Source organism: Mesorhizobium sp. WSM4814 (assembly GCF_055811595.1).
Genome location: NZ_JBVVQT010000006.1, coordinates 148,041 through 170,869, shown reverse-complemented (window position 1 = coordinate 170,869; position 22,829 = coordinate 148,041). Strand labels below are relative to the sequence as shown.

The 22,829-nt window shown below is 62.1% G+C and carries 20 protein-coding genes and 4 pseudogenes; 9 read left to right on the top strand and 15 right to left on the bottom strand.

Annotated features, from left to right (window positions below):
* Positions 1-130 precede the first annotated feature (130 nt).
* The 14 genes and pseudogenes from recF to AC0L2V_RS12695 all read right to left on the bottom strand — a co-directional run bounded on the left by recF (position 131) and on the right by AC0L2V_RS12695 (position 14,022).
* On the bottom strand, positions 131-1,309 hold the full coding sequence (recF, locus tag AC0L2V_RS12760; protein WP_473520236.1) for a DNA replication/repair protein RecF: 1,179 nt from the start codon (positions 1,307-1,309) through the stop codon (positions 131-133).
* A gap of 128 nt (positions 1,310-1,437) precedes the next feature.
* A complete protein-coding gene (gene dnaN, locus AC0L2V_RS12755; protein ID WP_023802134.1) occupies positions 1,438-2,556 on the bottom strand; it encodes a DNA polymerase III subunit beta in 1,119 nt (372 codons plus the stop codon).
* A gap of 334 nt (positions 2,557-2,890) precedes the next feature.
* Positions 2,891-4,363 carry a chromosomal replication initiator protein DnaA gene (gene dnaA / locus AC0L2V_RS12750; RefSeq protein ID WP_023802135.1) on the bottom strand — a complete coding sequence of 491 codons (1,473 nt, stop codon included), beginning with the start codon at positions 4,361-4,363 and terminating at the stop codon, positions 2,891-2,893.
* Between the two features lie 934 nt (positions 4,364-5,297).
* Positions 5,298-5,564, bottom strand: coding sequence for a 30S ribosomal protein S20 (rpsT, locus tag AC0L2V_RS12745; protein ID WP_023802137.1), 267 nt, complete (start codon positions 5,562-5,564; stop codon positions 5,298-5,300).
* A 225-nt stretch (positions 5,565-5,789) separates the two neighbouring features.
* Entirely contained in the window at positions 5,790-6,563 is a 774-nt protein-coding gene (locus tag AC0L2V_RS12740; protein WP_473520235.1) for an enoyl-CoA hydratase, read from the bottom strand.
* Positions 6,564-6,641: 78 nt separating this feature from the next.
* Positions 6,642-7,550, bottom strand: a complete 909-nt coding sequence (gene mutM / locus AC0L2V_RS12735; protein WP_473520234.1) for a bifunctional DNA-formamidopyrimidine glycosylase/DNA-(apurinic or apyrimidinic site) lyase — start codon at positions 7,548-7,550, stop codon at positions 6,642-6,644.
* Entirely contained in the window at positions 7,543-8,775 is a 1,233-nt protein-coding gene (locus tag AC0L2V_RS12730) for a phosphopentomutase (protein WP_473520233.1), read from the bottom strand. Before AC0L2V_RS12730 ends, mutM begins: the two co-directional genes overlap by 8 nt.
* Positions 8,776-9,009: 234 nt before the next feature.
* Positions 9,010-9,630 (bottom strand): TadE/TadG family type IV pilus assembly protein, encoded by a 621-nt coding sequence (locus AC0L2V_RS12725; protein ID WP_027151707.1) that lies wholly within the window; start codon positions 9,628-9,630, stop codon positions 9,010-9,012.
* Positions 9,631-9,665: 35 nt separating this feature from the next.
* A complete protein-coding gene (locus tag AC0L2V_RS12720) occupies positions 9,666-10,223 on the bottom strand; it encodes a TadE/TadG family type IV pilus assembly protein (RefSeq protein ID WP_023802142.1) in 558 nt (185 codons plus the stop codon).
* 151 nt (positions 10,224-10,374) lie between these two features.
* A complete protein-coding gene (locus AC0L2V_RS12715) occupies positions 10,375-10,797 on the bottom strand; it encodes a pilus assembly protein N-terminal domain-containing protein (protein WP_473520232.1) in 423 nt (140 codons plus the stop codon).
* A gap of 486 nt (positions 10,798-11,283) precedes the next feature.
* A pseudogene (locus AC0L2V_RS12710) lies at positions 11,284-11,841 on the bottom strand (transposase); the annotation flags it as partial.
* A gap of 105 nt (positions 11,842-11,946) precedes the next feature.
* Positions 11,947-12,306: a DMT family transporter gene (locus AC0L2V_RS12705; RefSeq protein WP_091599962.1), complete on the bottom strand. Its 360-nt coding sequence runs from the start codon at positions 12,304-12,306 to the stop codon at positions 11,947-11,949.
* A gap of 4 nt (positions 12,307-12,310) precedes the next feature.
* Positions 12,311-13,012 carry a class I SAM-dependent methyltransferase gene (locus AC0L2V_RS12700; RefSeq protein WP_091599960.1) on the bottom strand — a complete coding sequence of 234 codons (702 nt, stop codon included), beginning with the start codon at positions 13,010-13,012 and terminating at the stop codon, positions 12,311-12,313.
* Between the two features lie 23 nt (positions 13,013-13,035).
* Positions 13,036-14,022 carry a glycosyltransferase gene (locus AC0L2V_RS12695; RefSeq protein ID WP_091599958.1) on the bottom strand — a complete coding sequence of 329 codons (987 nt, stop codon included), beginning with the start codon at positions 14,020-14,022 and terminating at the stop codon, positions 13,036-13,038.
* A gap of 129 nt (positions 14,023-14,151) precedes the next feature.
* Here AC0L2V_RS12695 and AC0L2V_RS12690 point away from each other — a divergent pair, with 129 nt between their 5' ends.
* Positions 14,152-15,957 (top strand): GtrA family protein, encoded by a 1,806-nt coding sequence (locus AC0L2V_RS12690; RefSeq protein WP_473520231.1) that lies wholly within the window; start codon positions 14,152-14,154, stop codon positions 15,955-15,957.
* A 115-nt stretch (positions 15,958-16,072) separates the two neighbouring features.
* A pseudogene (locus AC0L2V_RS12685) lies at positions 16,073-16,311 on the top strand (diguanylate cyclase domain-containing protein); the annotation flags it as partial.
* On the opposite strand, the pseudogene AC0L2V_RS12680 reads toward AC0L2V_RS12685, so the two are convergent.
* Positions 16,301-16,558, bottom strand: a pseudogene (locus AC0L2V_RS12680) (transposase); the annotation flags it as partial. The pseudogenes AC0L2V_RS12685 and AC0L2V_RS12680 overlap by 11 nt on opposite strands.
* A gap of 175 nt (positions 16,559-16,733) precedes the next feature.
* Here AC0L2V_RS12680 and AC0L2V_RS12675 point away from each other — a divergent pair.
* The 7 genes and pseudogenes from AC0L2V_RS12675 to AC0L2V_RS12645 form a co-directional block, all read left to right on the top strand.
* Positions 16,734-17,012 (top strand): annotated as a pseudogene (locus tag AC0L2V_RS12675) (GIY-YIG nuclease family protein); the annotation flags it as partial.
* Between the two features lie 337 nt (positions 17,013-17,349).
* Positions 17,350-17,532 carry a Flp family type IVb pilin gene (locus AC0L2V_RS12670; protein WP_091600306.1) on the top strand — a complete coding sequence of 61 codons (183 nt, stop codon included), beginning with the start codon at positions 17,350-17,352 and terminating at the stop codon, positions 17,530-17,532.
* 156 nt (positions 17,533-17,688) lie between these two features.
* Positions 17,689-18,207: an A24 family peptidase gene (locus AC0L2V_RS12665; protein WP_473510194.1), complete on the top strand. Its 519-nt coding sequence runs from the start codon at positions 17,689-17,691 to the stop codon at positions 18,205-18,207.
* A gap of 210 nt (positions 18,208-18,417) precedes the next feature.
* Positions 18,418-19,230, top strand: coding sequence for a Flp pilus assembly protein CpaB (gene cpaB, locus AC0L2V_RS12660; RefSeq protein WP_091600308.1), 813 nt, complete (start codon positions 18,418-18,420; stop codon positions 19,228-19,230).
* Positions 19,227-20,744: a type II and III secretion system protein family protein gene (locus tag AC0L2V_RS12655; protein WP_091600309.1), complete on the top strand. Its 1,518-nt coding sequence runs from the start codon at positions 19,227-19,229 to the stop codon at positions 20,742-20,744. Before cpaB ends, AC0L2V_RS12655 begins: the two co-directional genes overlap by 4 nt.
* A 13-nt stretch (positions 20,745-20,757) precedes the next feature.
* A complete protein-coding gene (locus tag AC0L2V_RS12650) occupies positions 20,758-21,495 on the top strand; it encodes a CpaD family pilus assembly protein (protein ID WP_473510192.1) in 738 nt (245 codons plus the stop codon).
* A 49-nt stretch (positions 21,496-21,544) separates the two neighbouring features.
* Positions 21,545-22,828 (top strand): CpaE/TadZ family protein, encoded by a 1,284-nt coding sequence (locus tag AC0L2V_RS12645; protein ID WP_208602567.1) that lies wholly within the window; start codon positions 21,545-21,547, stop codon positions 22,826-22,828.
* Position 22,829: the final 1 nt, after the last annotated feature.

Here is a 22,829-nt window from a genome sequence, read left to right as displayed (position 1 = left end):
GGGGTGAATAGTGAATGGTGAATAGTGAGTAGTGAGTAGTGAGTAGGGAGTAGCTGGTAGCCGGTAGTGGGGGACAGTGGACAGTGGACAGTGGACGTGGACAGTGGAGTGAGCGTACACTCACCACCATTCACCATTCACCATTCACCATGGTCGGCCTAACCGCCCCATGATCGACGGTCAAAAACTGCGCGCGTCCGTTGAGATTGGAAAACAGCGCCGCATCGGTCCCGGTCATGAAAGCCTGGCAATTCAGCTCTTCGAGGATCGAGAACAGCGCGGCGCGTCGGCCCGCGTCGAGATGGGCGGCGATTTCGTCGAGCAGCAGGATCGGCGTCATGCCAGACATCTCGCCGGTCAGCCGGGCGTGCGACAGGACCATGCCGACCAGCAGCGCCTTCTGCTCGCCAGTCGAACAGAGTTCGGCCGGCATCGCCTTGGGCCGGTGCCGCACCACCAGGTCCGACCGGTGCGGGCCGTCGAGCGTGCGCCCGGCGGCGCGGTCGCGATCGCGAGCTTCGGCAAGCGCGCGGCGGAACCGCTCCTCGACATCGACAGCCGCGGAGGTGCCGACCTCGCTTTCCAGCGCGCCGGACAGGCCGATGTCGGCTTGCGGAAACGGACCGGAGCTTGGCAGCCTGTCGATCATGGCGGCGAGCAGGCGCACCAGTTCGGCACGCGCCGCGGCAATCGCCACACCGGTTTCGGCCATTTGCGTCTCGATCGCATCGAACCAGGCGCCATCGCGCGAGCCTTCGGCGAGCAGTCGATTGCGGCCGCGCATCGCTTTTTCGTAGTCGAGCGTGCGCTGGCCGTGGCCCGGATCGATCGCCAGCACCTGCCGGTCGAGAAAGCGCCGCCGATCTGCGGCCGGCCCGGTGAACGATGCATCCATCGCCGGTGTCAGCCAGACGACGCGCAGCCATTCCAGCATGTCCTCCGCCGAGCGCGCCGCCGCGCCGTTGATCCGCACCCGCCGGCCGCCTTCGGCGGCGTCGCCGCCTGCGATGCCGGTGCCGATCTCGACCGGGCCGTCCGGCCCATCGAGCCGGGCATGAATGGCAAAGCCGCCGTCGCCGCCTTCGCGCGCCACGTCGGCATAAGGCGCACGGCGCAGGCCGCGCCCCGGCGTCAACAGGGAAATCGCCTCCAGCAGATTGGTTTTGCCGGCACCATTGTCACCGGAAAAAACCACCGGGCCGGGATCGAGATCGATCGACAGTGTGGTGTAATTGCGGAAATTGGTAAGCGAAAGCTTACTTATATGAGTCTGCTGATCGCGCTCAGGCTGCTTCGCAACTCCGGTCATGACAGCAAGATGGCCTCGTTCCGGCCTAAAGCGCGCCGCGTTTGACCGGCCTCACGCGACGCGCTTTAGGTTGTTGTTTTATGCATGTCGTTATCGCAAAACCGCGGCACACTTTTGCGCGACATGCATCAGACCCGCATCGGCATCAGCACGTAGAGCGTGGTTTCGTCGGCCATGTCGTGGATCAGCGTTGGCGAGCCGGCATCCGCCAGCATGAATTTTGCCTCGGTGCCGGTCAACTGGGCGGCGACGTCGAGCAGATATTTGGCGTTGAAGCCGATTTCGATCGCGTCGGACGAATAATCCGCGGCCAGTTCTTCGGTGGCGCTGCCCGAATCCGGATTGTTGACTGCAAGCGTGACCTGGCCTTCTCCAATGGAAAGCTTCACCGCCCGGCCGCGTTCGGACGAAATGGTCGAGACGCGGTCGACGGCGGCGGCGAAACTCTGGCGGTCGATGATCAGCTTCTTGTCGTTGCCGGTCGGGATCACCCGCTGATAGTCCGGGAAGGTGCCGTCGATCAGCTTCGAGGTCAAAACGACGCTGCCGATGGTGAAACGGATCTTGGTGTCGGACAATTCGGTGGTCACCGCGATATCAGGGTCATCGACGAGCTTTTGCAATTCGCTGACCGTCTTGCGCGGAATGATGATGCCCGGCATGCCTTCCGATCCCGCGGGCGCGTCGATCTCGGCGCGCGCCAGCCGATGGCCGTCGGTCGCTACCGAGCGCAGCTTCAGCTTGCCGTCGGCGTCATGCGTGTGCAGGTAGATGCCGTTCAGGTAGTAGCGCGTCTCTTCGGTGGAGATGGCGAATTGGGTCTTCTCGATCAGGCCCTTGAGCGCGACCGAATCGAGCCGGAAGATATGCGAGAACGATCCGGCCGAAAGCTCCGGAAAATCGGATTGCGGCAGGCACTGGAGGCGGAAGCTCGAGCGGCCCGAGGTCACCGTCATGGCGTTGCCGTCTTCGTCGGTCTTCAGCATGACCTCGGCGCCGTCGGCGAGCTTGCGCACGATGTCGTAGAGCAGATGCGCCGGAACCGTCGTCGCCCCGCCGCGCTCGACCTTGGCGGGCGTGGCTTCGGTCACCTCCAGGTCGAGGTCGGTCGCCTTCATTTCTAGGGTGGCGCCTTCGGCGCTCAGCAGCACGTTCGACAGGATCGGTATGGTGTTGCGCCGCTCGACCACTCGATGAACGTGGTTGAGCGACTTCAGGAGATTTGACCGTTCCAGGATAACACGCATGACGAAACAGGCTCGCTTGAATGAATGAGCGGGTCTCCGGCAAGCGGCAACCCGCGAAAGGTCTGAACAGGCTCAGAATCTGCACAAACTGACAGGAAAAAACCGGTGAACGCAAGCCCGTGCTGACGGTTCGGGCCGGTTACACGGGCTTTCCTAGGATAAAACTGGGCAAGCCCGCAAGCCAATGCTCGTCGCCCAAAAGTATGCCCTCGGGTCAGGCCCGGGTCAGGTCCGAGGGTGCGCAGCGGTTTTGCGGCAACGACGTGCATAAGGACGAAGATAACAAGCGCGTCGCGGCCATCCAGACGCGACACGCCTTTGTTTTTCGGGCCGGTCAGGCCTGGTCGTTGATCAGTCTTCTTAGCAATTCGAGTTCCTGCGCCAGCGTGTTGTCGACGCCTGAAAGATCCTCGATCTTGCGCACGGCGTGCAGCACCGTCGTATGGTCGCGGCCACCGAAACGCCGCCCGATCTCCGGCAAGGAGCGCGGTGTCATCACCTTCGACAGGTACATGGCGACCTGCCGCGGCTTGACGATGGTGCGGGTGCGCCGGTTGGACAGAAGTTCCGTCTTCGACACATTGTAGTGGCGCGCGACGATGCGCTGGATGTCCTCGATGCGCACCCGCTTCGGCTCGCCCGAACGATAGATGTGGCCGAGGATCTCGTCGATGCGGTCGATGGTGATCTGCGGTTCGAACGACTGGCGGAACAGAAGCTGGTTGAACGCACCTTCGAGTTCACGCCCGCTGCCGGTCACCGTGCGGGCGACATGGTTGAGGATCTCCTCCGAAATGTCGAGCGATTGATCGTCGGCCTTGGCGGTGGCAAGGCGCAACTTGAGCATGCCGATCCGCATGGCGAAATCCGGCGCCGACATTTCGAGCGCGACGCCGCCGTTGAGGCGCGAGCGGACGCGGGGCTCCAGCGATTCCAGTTCCGACGGCGGCCGGTCGGCGGCGACCACCACCTGCTTGGCGCTGTCGAGCAGCATGTTGATCAGATGGCAGAATTCATGCTGGATCGACTTGCCTTGCAGGAACTGCATGTCGTCGATGATGAGGAGGTCGATGTCGCGCAATTGTTCCTTCAGCGTCAGCGCGTTGTTGTCGCGGATCGCGGTGGCAAACCGCCACATGAAATATTCGGCCGTGAGATAGACGACGCGCGATTTCGGATTCTGCTTCAGCGATTCCGCCGCGATCGCCTGCAGCAGGTGCGTCTTGCCCAGCCCCACCGTCGCGTGCAGAAACAGCGGATTGAAGCGCACCGCGCTCGACTGCGATTCCGCCACCGCCTTGGCGGCGGCGAAGGCCACCCGGTTCGACGGTCCTTCGATGAAGGAGCCGAACGTGTAGCGCGGGTCAAGCGGCGAACCGAGCACATTGTGCCGGAACTCGGTCTCGGCAGGCATTCCCGGGCGAGGTGCCGGTACCCGCTCCACCCTGCCGGGGGCCGCTGTTCCCGCGGCCAGCGCCGTTTGCGCCTGCCTGGTCATCTTGCGCGCCGGGGCCACTTCGGGCTCGACGCCGTTGCGCCCCGGGCGGGTAGCGGTGCGCACGACGATCTCGATCTTGAGGATTTCAGGATCCTCGTGTTTCCACAGCTCGGCGATGAGGTCGAGGTAGTGGCCGTTGATCCACGAGCGCAGGAAGGCGGTGGGCACCGAGATGCGGACAATGCCCCGGGACGCCTCGGCGACCTTCATGCGCCCGAACCAGCTCGAATAGACTTCGGTTCCCAGACGCGCCTTCAACTGGGCCTTGACCCGGTCGAACTTTTGTTCCGCGTCGATGGAAGCCGACATAGCGTCCCCTCCGGTTAAGGTCCCAGGGAATGGGAGGTCGCCCGTAAGCTCCCTTTCGATGCCGCTCTGCATGATCGAGTTCCTTGTCCTTTTGTACCTTTTTCCGCCGGGAATGCGCCTCCTGCATCCATGTTTCCGGCGACCGTGTCCTCACAGCGACACCATCGCCGCCGCCGGCAGCTGATGTCGCCTCATTGTCGGGGAACCGGCGCCGGCTCCTCGGAGCCAGCCCGCTTTGGTCATGTCAGGGCAATACAATTCCGCCCGGCGAAACGCCGGCGCGTCATTGATCTGCCATGTACAATTACGCCATTCCCCTACCGTATCGAAAAGGCAAACCAAACCCGTACGCGGAGATGATCCGCGTCATGAATTCTGCCATTTTGTGCTGGCCGATTCAGGCTGGGTTAAGGGCCAACGGCCCGTCCCTCTCGATAGACAGACCTTAGCGAAATCGCTGTGGATAGGGCAAGGCCACGACTAACGGATTTTTAAGGAATGTGGTTAGCGCAAACGTGTTCGGAGCCTGCGTTGCACTGGCTTGTTTTGACAAACCCATTGTGATTCAAACCCTTTTCCGGCGAATGTGAAAAAGGCCGCGTCGCGCGAAATTTTATCAAATAATTTTCTTGACAGGCAATTGTCCCCCATCCCTCGCACCCGATGTGAACAAGCTGTGGATGACCGTCCGCAACCGTTTGAAAAATAAAGGTGATTTTCGGCAGTTGATATTTTCGCCGCGAACGCTTTCAGCGGCTGCGCCTGTCAGCCGGCATGTATATGCCGGCAAACCAATTCGAACTTCGAAATCGTGCGGGGTGTTGCTTGCGGGCTTTCTTTTTAAGTACTTGCCGGCAAACGAAAAAACCCGGCACGAGCGGCCGGGTCTAAAAAGGACAAGTTTAGTAAAGGTATATCAGCCCGGATATCCGGGTTAGGCCGACAACACCTTGAGGCGCTGGGCCAGGCGCGACACCTTGCGGGATGCCGTATTCTTGTGCACCACGCCCTTGCTCGCGGCGCGCATCAATTCCGGCTCAGCCACCTTGAAAGCAGCCTGCGCGGCCGCCTTGTCGCCCGAGGCGAGCGCCTCTTCGACCTGGCGGATGTAGGTCCGCACGCGCGAGCGGCGGTTCTTGTTGATCGCCGTGCGGCGGGCGATCTTGCGCGTTGCCTTTTTGGCCGAGGAGGTATTGGCCATGATGCCTCTCTTCTGATCTGGTGGGCGCATGCGGGATGCCGCAAGGCGCAAAAAACAAACGGGCAGCCACAGGGCCGCCTCGGTTGGTGCGGCTTATAGTTCAGCTTTTCCGGCGCGTCAACGCTGCTTCGCCTTCTTTTTGGGCCGCTGCTGTCGCTCGCTCCCGGCTGATGTCGTCACGATCTACCAGTTCGAGAAATTTGGCTACCAGTTCGAGTAATTTGGCTACCGGTTCGAGAAATTTGGCTTCCGCTTTTCGACAAAGGCCGCCATGCCTTCCTTCTGGTCATCGAGCGCAAACAGTGAGTGAAACAGCCGGCGCTCGAACCGCAGCCCCTCGGCCAGTGTCGTTTCATAGGCGCGGTTGACGGCCTCTTTCGCCATCATCACCGACGGCAGCGAAAAATCGGCTATCTTGGCCGCCGCGTTCAACGCCTCCTCGAGCAGCTCGCCGGCGGGCACGACACGCGACACCAGGCCGCAACGCTCGGCTTCCGCCGCATCCATCATCCGTCCGGTCAGGCACATGTCCATCGCCTTCGACTTGCCGACGAAACGGGTCAGGCGCTGCGATCCGCCCATGCCCGGCATGACGCCGAGCGTGATCTCGGGCTGGCCGAACTTGGCATTGTCGGCGGCAATGATGAAATCGCACATCATCGCCAGCTCGCAGCCACCGCCGAGCGCATAACCGGCCACCGCCGCGATGACAGGCTTGCGCGCCCGGGTGAACTCTTCCCAGCCGATAAAGAAATCCTGCACATAGGCGTCGACAAAAGAGATCGCCTGCATTTCCTTGATGTCGGCACCTGCCGCGAAGGCTTTTTCGGAGCCGGTGATGACCATCGCGCCGATGTCGGCATTCGCGCAGAAGCCGTTCACGGCCGCGACCACGTCCGCCAGGACCTGCGAGTTCAGCGCATTGAGCGCCTTCGGCCGGTTCAGCGTGATCAGCCCTACCTTGCCGCGGGTTTCGACGATAATCGTTTCATAGGCCATGACTGTATCTCCTCACTCGGTCATCTCCTTGCATCAGGCATCGTTCACCCTGGCACCTGGCTTACACCCCCACCTAAGTCACAACTGACAGCTCCGGCAATAGAAGGTGGAACGCCCGCTTTGCACGATGCGGTCTATATGGCCGCTGCAGCCGTGCTTGGAGCAGGGCTCGCCCTCGCGATCATAGACCGCGAACGAATGCTGGAAATAGCCCAGGGACCCGTCGGTCTGCACGTAGTCGCGCAGCGACGATCCACCGGCGGCGATCGCATCGCCGATCACTTCGCGGATTGCTTCGGCCAGGGCGTCGCGCTGCTGTTTGGCCTTCTTTCCAGGCTTTGCGATGGTGCCCGCCTCGCGCAGCGGCGACAGGCCGGCGCGCCACAGCGCCTCCGACACGTAGATATTGCCGAGCCCGGCGATCAGCCGCTGATCGAGAAGTGCTGCCTTTAGCGGCGACTTCCGGCCTTTCAGCAGCGAGGCGAGCAGTTCGCCGTCCAACGCATTGCCTGTCGGCTCGACGCCAAGTCCCGCCAGCATCGGATGCGTGTCAGGTGTCCCTTCCGAAAACAGCATGAAGCCGAAACGGCGCGGATCGTTGAAGGTCACCCGGGACCGGGCGCCTTGGGGAGAGACGACATGGAAGACGACATGGTCGTGTACCGCGCTCTTCGGGCGCTCATGATAAAACGCGCCCGGCATTTCGCTGCTGTCGGGTAGTTCCCCGCCATCGGAGGTTTCGATGCGGAACGAGCCCGACATGCCGAGATGGCAGATCAGCACCGGGCCGCCTTCCAGATGCATCGTCAGATATTTGGCCCGGCGGCCGAGCGCCGTAATCGTCTTGCCGGTCAGCCTCTCCAAAAAATTCTCGGGAAACGGAAAGCGCAGGTCGGGCCGGCGCGCCTCGACGCGGGCGATGCGGGCGCCTTCCAGAACCGGCTGCAGGCCCCGCCGCACCGTTTCGACCTCAGGCAACTCAGGCATGGCCGCCTATCGCTGTGTAGAAGGAGGTGCCGTGACGGCCGCGTGCCAACCCAAGATGCTCGGCGACGGTTTCACCGATGTCGGCGAACGTCGCTCTCAACCCGATGTCGCCGCCAAAGCCCGGTCCGGTGCCGATCACCGGAATGCGTTCGCGCGTATGATCGGTGCCGTGCCAGGTCGGATCGTTGCCATGGTCGGCCGTGAGGATGAGAAGGTCGCCTTCCCCGAGCCGTGCAAGCGCCTCCGGCAGCCGCCGGTCGAAGGCCTCGAGCGCGGCGGCATAGCCGGCAACGTCGCGCCGATGGCCGAACTCGGTGTCGAAATCGACGAAATTGGCGAAGACGAGATCGCCGTCGCCCGCGTCGTCCATCGCGCCGAGCGCCTTGTCGAACATCGCCATGTTGCCGGCGGCCTTGCGCACTTCCGAAATGCCGCGATGGGCGAAGATGTCGCCGATCTTGCCGACCGCGATGACCCGGCTGCCGCGCGCCGTCAGCCGGTCGAGCAGGGTCGGTTCGGGCGGCGGCACCGAATAGTCCCGGCGGTTGTGCGTCCGTTCGAAGCTGGCGGCGGTTTCGCCAATGAAAGGCCGTGCGATCACCCGTCCGATGTTCAGCGGATCGACCAGCCTGCGCACCAGCTTGCAGAATTCGTAGAGCCGCTCCAGGCCGAAGTGAACTTCATGCGCGGCGATCTGCAGGACGGAGTCGACCGAAGTGTAGCAGATCGGCTTGCCGGTGCGGACATGCTCCTCGCCGTACCGCTCGATGATCTCGGTGCCCGGAGCATGGCAATTGCCGAGAATGCCCGGCACCTTTCCTTCGCGAATGATCGCTTCGGTCAGGTCGGCTGGAAAGGCGGGAACCGTGTCCGGGAAATAGCCCCAGTCGAAGCGGACCGGCAAGGCGGCGATTTCCCAATGGCCTGACGGCGTGTCCTTGCCGCTGGAAATCTCCTGCGCCGCGCCGTGGAAGGCGGAGGCAAGCAGGCCGCCGCTGTCGAAGCAGAATCCTGTCGCGGTTTTCGCCGCGTGCGCCAGGCCGAGCGAAAGCATGTTGGGCACGAAAAGCGGGCCTTTGCGCAGCCCCTCGCGATCCGCCCGGCCTTCCGCGCAGGCTCGAGCGATGTGTCCGAACGTGTTGGAGCCGGTGTCGCCATAGCGCTCGGCGTCGGCCGCGCCGCCGATGCCGAAGGAATCGAGAACAAAAAGGAAGGCGCGCGCCATTGCAGGGGATCATTATTATCGTTTGTCTGTCCGCCCAGACATAGGCGGCCGCGCCGCCATTGGCAATTCGGAACCAGACGGCTGTGTGCACATCCGGGCGCGATGGTAGAGATATCGCCGGCATCGGCGTGGATCGACGAAAACGAGAGGGAACTCACATGCGACATGCAAGGCATCCGCGGCTATCGTGCGCCTGGTGTCAGGCCGATAGCAATGGCGATCGGCCGCCGTCGTTCAGCAGGTGTCGCAGGTAATCGTCGGGCTCCTGCGGGGCCTGAGATAATAAGTTTCGCCCATCGATATCGAGTTGAAAGCCGAACTGAAGCCAAGCCGCTTTTCACTATCCGCCGACCAGGTGATGATCGGCTCGTATGCCAGATTGCTTTCGACGCGAACGAGAAACGTGCCCTTGACCTCGAGCTGCGGTGCAACCGTGGTGACGGAGTTTTTGGCGGCGCCGGCGCTGAAGGCATCGCCGACCATCTTGCGTGACCAGGCGACCAGCACCCGCGGCGTCGGCTCGTTCGTGACCTCTATTGCGGTGATGGTGATTTCCGGGGTCGATCGGTTGTACGGCTGAAGGGTGGAGTTGCCGATCTGCATGATCGCATCGAGTTCGGCCGGCGTGACGGTCTGCTGCTGGGTGACGAGATCCGCCACCATGCTGCCGATGCGACTGACCTTCTTGTTGGTCTCGATGGCTTGCGAGGCTTCCATGGTCAAGAAGTACATCATCAGCAGGACGGGCACGATGAAGGCAAACTCAACCGCCGCGACACCGCGGCGATCACGGCAGAACCGTATGGCTTTCGCGCATATCCCAGCGGTCCTCATATGTGCCCCCGCACGCCCCATGCTATCGTCCTTTTCCCACGCAGCGGTTTGCATTTTCAGTCGTCGAACGGCTCGTTCTTCCAGGTCATCGATGCGAAATGCAGCGTGTTGCCGTCTTTCAGATTGGCCATCGACTTGGCCATGAAATCGGTCATGACGGGCCATTTGTAAAAAACCCGCAGCATGTTTATTGATTCAGCCAAGCCCGGGGATACCGTAAAAGTCGAGGGGGTCGTACCGGTCAACGCGATTTCGCCGTCTTGGATATTGAAGCCTGCCTGGGCCGCAGCGGCGAAGCTCGGATACGCGCGCAGATCCACTTCCAATCCCGGGCAGTCCTTGGCGACCATGATCTCCAGCCGGCTGCAGATCATGGACTTCAGCGTCGCCTCGGTCACGTTGGCCTGCCTTATCTGGCCAGTCCGCAGCTGGCGCGCGACATCGTCGGTGATATTGGCCATCACCTCTTGCCCGGCAAATGAAATGCAGCTCTCCAGTATGGCAAAGACGAGGAGCGCAAATGGCACCGCAAGCATCGCGAACTCCAAAGCGGTGCTGCCGCGCCGGTCGCCAAGGAAGCGCGCTGAAAGGCTTGATCGTCCTGCTTTGCTCATGTCCTGTGCCTGCCGATCCCTTAGGGGTGTCGGGCAACGTTAGCGCAAACCCATTGAAGTGCGGTTTTGATGATCGTTAAATTCGAAGGGGAGGTTTTAACAGGCCGATAACCGAAGCGGCTTTTTCAGCGAGACGAAACGGTCGGGTCGCTTACTGGCCGGCGCTCATCTCGGCTTCCGAGGTCTTCTCCGCCTCGCTTTTATATGAGCTTTCGCAATATGGCGTGCACGACATGGTCTGTATTTCGGCGCGTCGATAGATGCGCACCGAGGACGCGTCCTGGCGCACGACGGTGATCTGCTCGTCGACGATCGGACGGCCCTCCCGATCGAGGACGACGAGGTTGGTGACGCCGAAGCCCTTGCCCGTCAGCACGATCGTCGAAGCGTCCTGCACCGAGGCGTCGGCGATCGCCGGATTGCCGACGACGATCGTATCGGCAGCGCGCGACAATTTGACGATCTTCGCCTGGTTCATGGTGACCTCGATGCCGGCGCCGGCCTTGGCCGTCACGACGAAGGCGGTGGCGGCAAGCAGCGCGGCAATTGGAAAGGACGATCTCGGCCCGGTCATTGAAGCGCTCCACGGCGGCAATTTGCTCAACGGAACATGAACGAGATTGGTGAAGCAAGGGTTAAGCGGAGGGGAGCCGTGATGATGTCGGGCTCGGCCCTTTGATCGCCTGGAGCTGGGATCGCCAGGAGCGGCCCGCCCTCTCCTAGTTCCTCTGCACAGGCCACCATGCCTTCGTCATCCCAGGGTCTGCGCCGCGTCGCTTCGCTCCTTGCTTCGCCCTAGGATGACGAAGTCGTGGTGGTTTATGCCAATCGCCAGCGTTGGAGATTTGGCTGCCCGACCGGCCGGCAGCGAAGGTCCACTTTCAGCGGCGAATCTCAGTGGCAATCGCAAACCTCCAAGATTAGCCGAAACACCCCTCGCTTCGTCATCCCAGGGCGGAGCAGGAGCGAAGCGACGTCGCGGAGACCCTGGGATCCATGCCGTTACATCAGCCGAGGAATGCAACGGCCCAGGATAAATGCCGTGATCCTTCGCGCCCTAGCCGTGGAAGAAGCACCCCTCCTGATTGCCGTGCACGGGATCGTCGGTGGCGTCCAAATCGAGCACGATCTCCTCGGGCGGCGCCGCGTGTGCGCCCATGAACAGCTCGACGAACAGCGCCTCGATCGCCGCCGGATCATGGCTGATCTTGTGATAGCGCGAAGGCTCGCGCCGGCTCAGCTCCAGCCGGTTGAGCGTCGACTTGCCGGCCACGGCCGCGCATTTCTGGGGACGGCGCGCCTTGAGTTTGCCGGCCAGCACCGCCATCACCGGATCGTGGCGCAACTCGTCGTGGTCGTTCAGGTCTTCATAGCCGAGCGCCATGGCGAAGATGCGCTGGCCAACCAGTGTCTTCACTTCATGCTCGATCAAGTCCCCGTTGCGCGCGTCCGTGAAGCAACGGGCAAAGCGGCCGACCAGTCCGATCGCCCGGTCCGTCAGCCCCAGCAGAAGCGCGCCGGCATCCGAAGTGATCGTCCCGCCGTCAAAACCAGCCACAACCGCGCGCTTTTCGACGGGTGCAAAATCAAACTGTTCTGCGCTACACTCTGTTTGCATCGGGGCGCCTCGCAATCAAAGCTAAGCTGTTGTCGCAAAACAACTTTCTCTGATTCGCAGCCCCGATGCACTTCAACTGTGTGAGATATCCGGGCTAAAGGGGCGTCAACCGTTGACGACGAGCAGTCCGGCGATGATCAGCGCGGCACCGAGCCCGTAGCGCAGGCTGAGTTGTTCGCCGAGCAGCGACCAGGCGAGCAGCGGCACGGCGCAAAAGGTCAGCGCCATGAACGGATAGGCGACCGTCAGCGGAACGGATTTCAGCACATAGATCCAGACGATGGTGCCAAAGCCGTATATGGCGAAGGCGGCGATCAGGTAAGGGTCGGCGAACAGCGCGAGCACACTCGGAACGTCCGTGCCGCCGGCCCGCGCGCTGGTCAGTTTGAACAGCACCTGACCCGCCGAGATCAGCAGAGGCGTCAGCACGAGCCCTGCGAGAACGGGAAACGAATAGACTCCCACGGCTTCAGGCTTCCAGCCGGTCTTCCGAGTAATAGATATCGCGGCCGATATCCACGCACGCATGATTCCGCGGCACCGGATGCACGGCCCGCAGGAAGGAATGCGTGTAGGGGAAGAAGTTGAAATGCGGGTTGAACGAATAGCGGTATTCGCGTTCGCGCGGCACGACGATGATCAGGCGCGTGCGGCAGATGCGGCGCAGTTCGGCGATCGCCTGCCGGTACTCCAGAACGTGTTCGATGACATGCGTGCAGATGACCGTGTCGAAGGCCGCATCTGGAAAGGGCAGATATTCTATACGAGCGGCAACGTAGTCGACGCCGGGGATCGCCGCCGCGTCCGCCACCACGAAGTCGACGCCGGTATAATGGCCGGCGCCATCCCGCGCCTCGCGGATGCGCTTGATCAATACGCCGGTGCCGCAGCCGACATCGCAGACGCTGTCGCCGACCGTGTCGGCGATGATGCGCTCGATGCAGGCTTCGGAATTGTCCGTGCCCTCATGCACGCGCGGATGCTCGCGATAGAGCGTTTCGTATTCATCGGCCGTCAGGAACGGCGCACGCTCACGGAAGGCCGCAAGCCGGGTGATGTGGCCGCCCCAGGCCATACTGGCGACGCCCCGGAACAGGGCGGAGTCCCGCACGATCGGCGGCAGCACATCCTCGAGGACGAAGCGGATGCGGTTTGTGGTTTCTCTATTCACGGGTGCGGCTCCGATGGTGGACGTCAGGCCACGTCGCGGCGGCTGGCGCCGATGATCGCGTCGGGTTTGCCCGCGCCGAAAGTCGGAAGGGAGAGATAAAAGATACGCTTCTGTTCCGCCCGGCCGCGCGACACCGAGTCGAGAATGAGCCCGGTCATGGCCATCAGTACCGAGAGCAGCAGCAAGCCGATGGACAGCACCCAGGTCGGCATGCGCGGGACCAGGCCGGTCTCGAAATATTCGACCAACACCGGCGCCATCAGGATCAGGCTGGCAACCAGGAGTACGGCGGCGATGGCTCCGAAGAAACGGAAAGGCTGTGTCTCCTTCATCAGCATCGCGAACATCAGCAGGATTTTGGCGCCATCGCGGACGGTGGACAGTTTCGACGACGACCCTTCCGGCCGGCGGCCATAGTCGAGCAGGATCTCGGCGACCGGCAGTTTGAGCTGCGAGGCGTGGACGGACATTTCCGTCTCGATCTCGAATCCGCCGGAGACGGCCGGAAAGCTCTTCACAAAACGTCGCGTAAAAGCGCGATAGCCGGAGAAGATATCGGTAAAGTCGCGTCCGAAAAGGCGTTTGTAGAGGCTGTTGAAGATGCGGTTTCCGAAGGCATGTCCGGATCGGCCAGCATCCGCGGTCACGCCGCGACGCGTGCCGACCACCATGTCGCAGCGCTCGGTGATCAGCGTGTTGATGAGAAGCGGCGTGTCTTCCGGCGCATAGGTGCCGTCGCCATCGGCCATGAGATAGATATCGGCGTCTATATCGGCGAACATGCGCCGTACGACATTGCCTTTTCCTTGCCGCGCTTCGCGGATCACGATGGCGCCGGCGGAGCGCGCCTTGAGCGCGGTGAGATCGCGCGAATTGTTGTCGTAGACGTAGACTGTTGCGGCCGGCAGCGTCTCGCGAAAGCGACGCACGACGTCGCCAATGGTTTGTTCCTCATTGTAGCAAGGAATCAGGATCGCGATCGTCAGGTCGGGACGCGTGCTGTGTGGCATCGTGGAACTCCGGCGGGGTGGAGAATGGGCCGCGACCGGTCCGCGTCCGCTCCGCACCTTGAGCTTTACTATTTATTGAAGCCGTTAAGGCTAGGTTTAAGTTGGGACGAATTCACCGGAACCATCGACATGTCCAACGCCACCACGCTCGCTATCGCGCGGCCGTCGCGTCTTGAAGGTTGGAAGGCCGACCTCGCCGCGAGCCTGCTCGCGGCGCTGGTGATGGTCGGTGCGCAGGCCGCGACCGGTTTCCCGACATTGTTCGATTCTGGCGGCGATAACGACAGCATGATGCGGCTGGCGCAGATCCGCGACTGGCTGGGCGGACAATCGTGGTTCGACCTCCACCAGTACCGCATGGGGCCGGACGGCGGCTTCGTCATGCACTGGTCGCGCATCGTCGATGTGCCGATCGCGGCGATCGTTTTGGCAGTGGCGGCGCTGACCGGCAGCATGGCCACGGGCGAGGTGGTTGCCGAGATACTTTGGCCGGCCTTGCTCAGCATCGCGGCGCTGTTTCTCATCGTCCGGGCGGCGCGGCTGCTGGCCGGTCCGCACACAATGCTTCCGGCGCTGGTGATCGGCGCCATAACGCTGAATGCCATGGGCCTGTTTACCGCGCGGGCGCTGGACCATCACAACCTCCAGGTCGTGTTCGCCCTGGCCATGGTGACGCTGCTGCTGGCGCCCGGATGGCGCAGGGCAGCGGGCAGCGGCGTTTGCGCTGCCCTGATGCTGGCGATCGGCATGGAGACCGCGCCTTATGTCGCGGTGGCAGGCGCTTGCGTGGCGGCGGCGCTGTTGTTTTCACGCAAGGACGGTCCCGGCGATGCGATCGGTTTCGGCCTTGGCTTCGCCGGCGCGGCCGCTCTCGCGCTCGTTGCGACCGTGCCGCCATCGTCATGGTGGATCGCGCAGTGCGACGCCTATTCGGCACGGCTGGCTGTGGTCGCCCTGCTGGGCGGGCTCGGGCTTGCCGCCACTGCCACCGTCACTATTTCGAAGGGGATGCCGGCGCGGCTTGCCGGTCTCCTGATCCTGGTGATCGCCGTCGGCGCCGCCGCGATCCTGATCGCCCCGCAATGCTTGGGCGACCCTTTTGTCGGACTCGATCCAAGGATGCGCGATTTTTGGCTGAATTCTGTGGCCGAGGCGCAACCGCTATGGAACATAGTCGCGTTGCAACCCGAGAATGTCGCCCAGAATTATGCGACGCCGGCCATTGCTGTGGGGATACTTGTCACGGCGACGCTGCGGCACGGCGTGCGACGGCCTGAAGTGATGCTTCTCGGCTTCCTGGTGGCAGCCACCGCCGTCAGCGTCTGGCAGATACGCGGTACGAGTTTCTCGCTGCCGTTCGCCATCATCCCGCTAGCCGCAATGGTGGCGGCCGCGAGGCGCGATGCGCAGGGGCGCACCGCCAAGGCGACGCTCAAAATGGTCTTCGCCTGGCTGATTTCGCTGACGCTGGTATGGAGCGCCGGTTCGCATGTGATCGCCAATGCCATCGCGCCGAAGCAGAACGCTGGCGCCACAACCGCCGGCAAGGGCAAACTGTCCTGTACCGCCGATGCAACTTATGCCTTGCTGGCCCAACAGCCGCCGACCACGGTGCTGACGATCTCGAACCTTGGCGCACCGATGATCGCGACGACGCCTCACCGGGTTCTCGCAGGGCCTTATCACCGCAACAATGCTGGCAATATCGCGGTGCTCGATGCCTTCATGGGAACGCCTGATCAGGCGCATGCAGTCATGCGACGCGAGAAGATCGGACTGCTCGCCTTCTGTCCCGGAAATGACGAGACCGGGTCGCTGGTGGATTGGGCGCCCAACGGCCTGATGGCGGATATCGTCAAGGGGGACGCTCCGTCCTGGCTTGAGCCGATATCGGAGACGCTGGACCAGCCACTCGTCCTCTACCGGGTTCACTGAACCGGCAGCCGCGCGCCAATCGAACGATCATCGATTCGGCAAGTGGTGCCGATACGTTTCATCAATGTTTTGCTGCCACGATCATCCCGTACTTTGCGCGCACACAGGAATTTTGATGCAGCCGTCCTTCGCTCACGGCCCGGACCGCAGCGAAAGCACTGATCTTGCTTTCACCGATCCGTTGACGGCGCTGGGCAATCACCGGCGTTTTTCCGACAAGATCGACCGGCTCATCAGCGACCGGGCAGGCGACCCCGCACGGTCGGCATCCTCGATCTCGGCGGCTTCAAGCCGATCAACGACCTGTTCGGCCGCAAGGCCGGCGACGCGATCCTCGTCCAGGTCGCGATGCGGCGTTCAGGTCTTCATAGCCGAGCGCCATGGCGAAGATGCGCTGGCCAACCAGTGTCTTCACTTCATGCTCGATCAAGTCCCCGTTGCGCGCGTCCGTGAAGCAACGGGCAAAGCGGCCGACCAGTCCGATCGCCCGGTCCGTCAGCCCCAGCAGAAGCGCGCCGGCATCCGAAGTGATCGTCCCGCCGTCAAACCCAGCCACAACCGCGCGCTTTTCGACGGGTGCATCGGGGCGCCTCGCAATCAAAGCTAAGCTGTTGTCGCAAAACAATTTTCTCTGATTCGCAGCCCCGATGCACTTCAACTGTGTGAGATATCCGGGTTAGCCACAAGCCACCATGTCTTCGTCATCCTATCAGCCGAAGAATGCAGCGGCCCAGAACGGCACTTGCATCCGCAACGGTCCGAGCTACCCTTTGTCCATGACCGGCTATATGACCGCGAGCCAGAAGCGCGGCACGATCTACATCGGCGTAACAAACGATCTTGGCCGCCGTATGCCGGAGCACAAATCCGGCGAAGGCTCGCGCTTCACCAGCCGCTACGGCGTGCAGCGCCTGGTCTGGTACGAGGAACATTTCGACATTCGCGACTCCATCCGGCGCGAGAAGTCGCTGTAGCGCTGGCCGCGCCAGTGGAAGATCGAGCTGATCGAGAAGGCCAATGCAGAATGGTTCGAGCTTTTTCGCGGAACGGGGTGGCGCCGCGTCGCTTCGCTCTGGGATGACGAAGGGGGGATGCATCCGCTAGTCTCAAAGACGGGATTTATCGACGTTCGTTGCCGATCACCGATCGTCAACATCACTGTGTCGAGGAACCAGGTCGCTAAATTGCGCCTTTCGCAGCCTGCCGTGCCTGTCGGATCCATAGGCGTCGCTTAGTCTACAATTAACCAGGCAATGCCATCGAGGCCGGAAAGGAATCGGTAAGGCTGTTTATTAAGCCGATTGAAAGAGCTTCTCGATAGATTGGCAGTATCCGATCAGCCAACAGAGAAGTTGACGGAATTGCTGTAACACCTGGAGTAGGAGCTCTCGAATGTCTAATCTCATTGCACGTTTTGTGAAGGACGAATCCGGCGCGACCGCCATCGAATACGGTCTGATCGCCGCTCTCATCGCGCTCGCCATCATGGTCGGCGCCGGCCAACTCGGCACCGCGCTGAACACCAAGTTCAACGTTATCGGAAACGCGGTGACCAACGCCCCCGTCGCCCCCTAAGGCAGCTAGCGGCGCTCAGCTGTTTCCAGATAAGGGCCGCCGCACTGGCGGCCCTTATCTAATCGTATCGGACGATTGAAATTTCGGCCTCACCAATCGTTAATCGGACATGCCTAGGCTGGGGCCGGCCACAGTTTGACCACAGGCGCCACGCCCATGCTTGAAGCCCTGATCTTCGTTGTCTTTCCGTTCTGCATGCTTTTTGCCGCGATCTCCGACATGCTGTCGATGACGATCGCCAATCGCGTGCCTGTGCTGCTTGTCGCCGTCTTCGCCCTGGTCGCGCCGCTGACCGGCATGGACTGGGCAAGCTATGGCTGGCATTTTGCCGCCGGCGGCCTGGTCCTCGCCGTGACCTTCGGGCTGTTCGCGCTCGGCGGCATGGGCGGCGGCGACGCCAAGCTGCTGGCCGCCAGCGCCGTCTGGATGGGGCTGAACATCCACCTCGTCGAATACCTCCTGGTTTCGACCGTCATCGGCGGCCTGCTGACGCTCGCCATCCTCGTCTATCGGAAATCGCCGCTTGCGGCCGTCACAAGCCACAATCCGTTTTTACGCCATTTCGCCGACGAGACATCAGGCGTTCCCTATGGCATTGCGCTTGGCATTGGCGGCCTGCTCACCTTTCCGGCTTCCCCGTTGATGGCATGGGCGCTCGCAAGCCTGGCGGCCTGATTCTTCCCGCGTCAGGCCTGCCTTTCACATTCGATTTGGCGTTTAAACAGGCGGCTTTGGCCGCCTTTTTTGCGGTCCGGACCGATGTCTCAAATTTATGTAAACCTTAAATTAATCACGATCGTAAGTATTAAATTAACCTTGTTTTGACGATTGCCGCTGCATGGTCCGGCTTGGCTAGTTTGTTTGCCAAGGACGAGGTTCGGACAGATGCCAGCATCCCGACTGATCATTCTGGGCGTGGCGGTCGCCGCGGCGGGTGGCGCAGGATATGTCGCAAAAAACATGGTGGCGACGCCGCCGCCTCAAATCGTCGATTCCGGCCCCCAGGCGCCGGCAATCGCGCTGCAGGACGTGCTTGTCCTGTCCGGCGACGTTCCGATGGGCAGTCCGCTGGAGAACAACATCAGTTGGCAGTCCTGGCCGGCCGACGGCATCAACGCGAATTTCATAACCCGCGCCGCGGAGCCCGATGCGCTGGAGAAGCTGAAAGGCGGCGTCGCCCGTGTGGCGATGTATGCCGGTGAGCCGTTGCGGCGCTCCAAGCTGATCGGCGAGGGACAGAGCTTCATGTCGTCGATCCTGCCCTCCGGCATGCGGGCCGTCGCCACAGCCGTATCGGCCGACACGTCGGCCGGCGGCTTCATTCTTCCCAATGATTTCGTCGACGTCATCATGACCCGCAGGGCCGATCCGGCAGCCGGCGGCAGCGGCTTTACCACCGAGACCATCCTCAAGAACATTCGCGTCCTGGCGATCGACCAGACCATCCAGGAGGACGAGGAAGGCAAGCGGACCAGGGTCGGCCAGACCGCGACGCTGGAACTGACACCGCAGCAGGCGGAAATCATCACCGTCGCCCAGCAGATGGCGGATCGCCTGACATTGGCGCTGCGGTCGATCACCGACACCCAGGAGAAGAATCTGGGCGAGGCCGACTATCTCGTTTCCGGCAATGGCCGGCGCGGAACAGTGCGCCTGATCAAGTCGGGCGAAGTTTCCGAAGTGGGAGCAAGGCAATGAGGTTAAACGCTCCGGTCACACTGGCTGCGGCTCTCGGCCTGTTCCTGCTTGGAACGAATGCACATGGCCTCATCGAGGCGAATGCGGCAGGCGCCGAGGTGTCGGCTTCGACCGCCACCCAGCGCGTCAAGCTCGGTCTCAACAAATCGGTGGTCATCGACCTGCCGAGCGATGCCTACGATATTCTCGTCGCCAACCCGGCGGTCGCCGATGCGGTGACCCGCACCGCCAGGCGCATCTATCTCTTCGGAAAGGCGGTCGGCGACACCAACATCTTCGTCTTCGGCCCTAATGGCGAACAGATTGTCAGCCTCGACCTGGCGGTCGAACGCGACGTCGCCGGACTGGAAGACTATATCAGGCGCTTCATACCGTCATCGAGCATCACGGTCGAATTGCTGAACGACAACGTCGTCCTGACCGGAACCGTGGACACTCCGCTGGATGCCAAGCGCGCGGAACAGCTGGCCACCATCTTCGTGTCCGGCGGTGAAGCGACCACGGGACAGTATTCGCAGACCGCCTCCGGCGGCTCGGCCGAAGCCGGTGTCGACATCGACAATCCGGATTCCGAGCGTCGCGTCAGCCAGATCGTCAACCTGCTGCAGATCATCGGCGACGACCAGGTGACGCTGAAAGTGACGGTGGCCGAAGTCAGCCGCTCGGTGATGAAGCAGCTCGGCGTCAACCTGATCGGCAGCGGCAGCAGCAATGGCATCAGTTGGAGCGCGTTGAGCGACAATTTCACCGGCCTGGGCAAGTCGCTGTCGAACTCTGGCCTGGCTATCGGCACCTCGACGCTGGACGCCTATATCAACGCCATGGAGCAGTCAGGCGTCATGAAAACCCTGGCCGAGCCGACGTTGACGGCTGTATCCGGCGAGAAGGCGACCTTCAAGGTCGGCGGCGAGTACAATATGGTGACGGGCGTTTCCCAAGCTGTGTCCGACGATAACCAGACCGGTGTGAAGACGTATGACATCGAGAAGCTCGAATACGGCATTGGCCTGGAATTCCAGCCGGTGGTGCTGTCTCCCGGCCGCATCAGCCTGAAGGTCAGGACGTCGGTTTCCGAGCCGACGACCGAGGCATCGGTATCCTTATCCGAGGGTGTAACAAGCCCCGGCACGAACGTCCTGTCGCTCCGTAAACGCTTGGCCGACACCACGGTGGAGCTGCCTTCCGGCGGCTCGATGATGATCGCCGGCCTGGTACGGGATGACATCAGGCAAGCCGTCAACGGCCTGCCTGGGCTGACCAAGATTCCGGTGCTCGGCACGCTGTTCCGCAGCCGGGATTTCGTCCGCAACGAGACCGAGCTGGTCATCATCATTACGCCCTATCTGGTGAAGCCGGTGACGCGCAACGCCCTTGCCAAGCCGGACGACAATTTCAACGCCGCCAGCGATGGCGCCGGCATGTTCCTTGGCCGTGTCAATCGCGTCTACGGCACCATGCAGACCGACAAGCCCAACGGCCGTTACCACGGCGTCGTCGGCTTCATCTACAAGTAAGGGGGAAGCGGACATGTCTCGGTCAGCATTGAAGCCAAGGACAATCATCGCAGCGATGCGGTCCGGCCGGTCGCGGATCAGCCAGCCGGTCGTTCCGCTCCTGGCGGTTGCGGTCGCCGCAATGCTGGCGGGCTGCGCCAACCGGGACAGCATCACGGTCGGCGCTGTTCCGGACGACTATCGCACCAACCATCCGATCGTCATTGCCGAGAAAAACCAGAAGATCGACCTTCCGGTCGGCGCCGGCGATCGCGGCATGACCGGGTCGCAGCGCGACACGCTTCTCGGCTTCCTGGATGGCTATGACAAGAGCGCCGCTCCGACCTTGACGATCTCGATCCCGAGCGGTTCGGCGAACGAGATCGCCGCGACCGCGGCCGGTCGCGATTTCGCCAGGCTTGCGATTGCCAGCGGCATCAGCCGCAGCCGGATCGTCATCACCACCTACCAGTCGGCTTCGCCCGAAGCGTCCGCGCCGATCCGCGTCGCCTATGTCACGGTGAAGGCGCAGACCGGCAGATGCGGACGCTGGCCCGAAGACCTGCTGCAGACCTCGGAAAACAAGCACTATGCCGATTTCGGCTGCTCGTATCAGAACAATCTTGCCGCCCAGATCGCAAACCCTACCGATCTGCTCGGGCCCCGCAAGCAATCCGTTATCGACGCAGAAAATCGCAGCGGGGTGATCGACGTCTACCGCGAGCGAGGCATTTCGGACGAGTTCCTCGGCAATTCGGAAGTCGAGTATTGAGCTTGAGCCGCGCCAGTCACGGGAAGACAAGTCACGGAAAGAAATGACAATGAGCAATCTTGCCTACGACACGGGGTTAGACGGCGGCGAAAGCTCGCAGCAGGATGTCGCCGCCATGCAGGCGCTGCGGCCGATTCCGCGCATCTCGATCCAGGCATTTTGCGAGACCGAGGGCGTTGCCAATCCGATCGAGCGCGCCGGCGAGGATCGCCGCATGGCCAAGGCCCATCTGAAGGTCCATATGGGCGGCATCGCCACCGCCATCGAGTTCTACCAATCGGCGCCGACGCCGAACCTGATCCTGCTGGAATCGCGCAGCGAGCCGAAGCAATTGCTCGAGCAGCTCACGCAGCTCTCCGAATACTGCGATCCGACCTCGAAGGTCGTGGTCATCGGCCACTACAACGATGTCGGGCTCTATCGCGAGCTCATCCGCTCCGGCATTTCCGAATATGTCATCGCGCCGGTATCGATGGCCGATATCGTCAGCGTGATTTCGACGATTTTCGTTGATCCGGAAGCCGAGCCGATCGGCCGCTCGATCGCCTTCATCGGCGCCAAGGGTGGCGTCGGCTCCTCGACCATTGCCCATAATGTGGCCTGGGCGATGTCGTCCCTGTTCAAGTCGGAAGTGGTTGTCGCCGACCTCGACCTGGCTTTCGGAACCGCCAACATCAATTTCGATCAGGATCCGGCGCAAGGCATTGCCGAAGCCGTTTTCTCACCGGAGCGCCTCGACGAGGTCTATCTCGATCGGCTGCTTGCCCAGTGCGCCGAGCACCTGTCGCTGCTTGCAGCGCCTTCAACGCTCGATCGGGTCTACGATTTCGACCCGGAGGCTTTCACCCAGCTTATCGACACGGCGCAGCGCAGCGTGCCGCTGCTGGTGCTCGATGTTCCGCACGTCTGGACGGGCTGGACGAAGAACATACTGGTCAAAGCCGACGAGATCGTGATCACGGCGACGCCGGAGCTGGCCAATCTGCGCAACACCAAGAATCTGGCCGACATGTTCAAGCGGCTTCGCCCGAACGATCCGCCGCCGAAGCTGATCATCAACCAGGCCGGAGTGCCGAAGCGCCCGGAGATTTCGTCGTCCGACTTCGCCGATTCGCTCGGCCTGTCGCCGATGTCGGTCATTGCTTTCGAGCCGCTGCTGTTCGGAAACGCCGCCAACAACGGGCGCATGCTCGGCGAAATGGATGCCAGGAACCCGGTTGTCGGCATTATCAACGAGATTGCGCATGTGCTGACCGGGCGCAGCGAAATCAAGGCAAGAAAGAAAGCGGGCCTCGGCAATCTCCTTGGCAAGCTCTCGCGCGGCAAGAAGTGAT

What these genes read in the sequence shown, in the direction of transcription:
- AC0L2V_RS12645 (WP_208602567.1), top strand. Translation starts at nt 21,545, where the DNA reads ATGAGCAATCTTGCCTACGACACGGGGTTAGACGGCGGCGAAAGCTCG.
- AC0L2V_RS12715 (WP_473520232.1), bottom strand. Translation starts at nt 10,797, where the DNA reads ATGACCGGGCCGAGATCGTCCTTTCCAATTGCCGCGCTGCTTGCCGCC.
- dnaA (WP_023802135.1), bottom strand. Translation starts at nt 4,363, where the DNA reads ATGTCGGCTTCCATCGACGCGGAACAAAAGTTCGACCGGGTCAAGGCC.
- AC0L2V_RS12655 (WP_091600309.1), top strand. Translation starts at nt 19,227, where the DNA reads ATGAGGTTAAACGCTCCGGTCACACTGGCTGCGGCTCTCGGCCTGTTC.
- AC0L2V_RS12665 (WP_473510194.1), top strand. Translation starts at nt 17,689, where the DNA reads ATGCTTGAAGCCCTGATCTTCGTTGTCTTTCCGTTCTGCATGCTTTTT.
- AC0L2V_RS12725 (WP_027151707.1), bottom strand. Translation starts at nt 9,630, where the DNA reads ATGGGGCGTGCGGGGGCACATATGAGGACCGCTGGGATATGCGCGAAA.
- AC0L2V_RS12650 (WP_473510192.1), top strand. Translation starts at nt 20,758, where the DNA reads ATGTCTCGGTCAGCATTGAAGCCAAGGACAATCATCGCAGCGATGCGG.
- AC0L2V_RS12670 (WP_091600306.1), top strand. Translation starts at nt 17,350, where the DNA reads ATGTCTAATCTCATTGCACGTTTTGTGAAGGACGAATCCGGCGCGACC.
- AC0L2V_RS12695 (WP_091599958.1), bottom strand. Translation starts at nt 14,022, where the DNA reads ATGCCACACAGCACGCGTCCCGACCTGACGATCGCGATCCTGATTCCT.
- AC0L2V_RS12720 (WP_023802142.1), bottom strand. Translation starts at nt 10,223, where the DNA reads ATGAGCAAAGCAGGACGATCAAGCCTTTCAGCGCGCTTCCTTGGCGAC.
- mutM (WP_473520234.1), bottom strand. Translation starts at nt 7,550, where the DNA reads ATGCCTGAGTTGCCTGAGGTCGAAACGGTGCGGCGGGGCCTGCAGCCG.
- recF (WP_473520236.1), bottom strand. Translation starts at nt 1,309, where the DNA reads ATGACCGGAGTTGCGAAGCAGCCTGAGCGCGATCAGCAGACTCATATA.
- AC0L2V_RS12690 (WP_473520231.1), top strand. Translation starts at nt 14,152, where the DNA reads ATGTCCAACGCCACCACGCTCGCTATCGCGCGGCCGTCGCGTCTTGAA.
- dnaN (WP_023802134.1), bottom strand. Translation starts at nt 2,556, where the DNA reads ATGCGTGTTATCCTGGAACGGTCAAATCTCCTGAAGTCGCTCAACCAC.
- AC0L2V_RS12740 (WP_473520235.1), bottom strand. Translation starts at nt 6,563, where the DNA reads ATGGCCTATGAAACGATTATCGTCGAAACCCGCGGCAAGGTAGGGCTG.
- rpsT (WP_023802137.1), bottom strand. Translation starts at nt 5,564, where the DNA reads ATGGCCAATACCTCCTCGGCCAAAAAGGCAACGCGCAAGATCGCCCGC.
- AC0L2V_RS12730 (WP_473520233.1), bottom strand. Translation starts at nt 8,775, where the DNA reads ATGGCGCGCGCCTTCCTTTTTGTTCTCGATTCCTTCGGCATCGGCGGC.
- cpaB (WP_091600308.1), top strand. Translation starts at nt 18,418, where the DNA reads ATGCCAGCATCCCGACTGATCATTCTGGGCGTGGCGGTCGCCGCGGCG.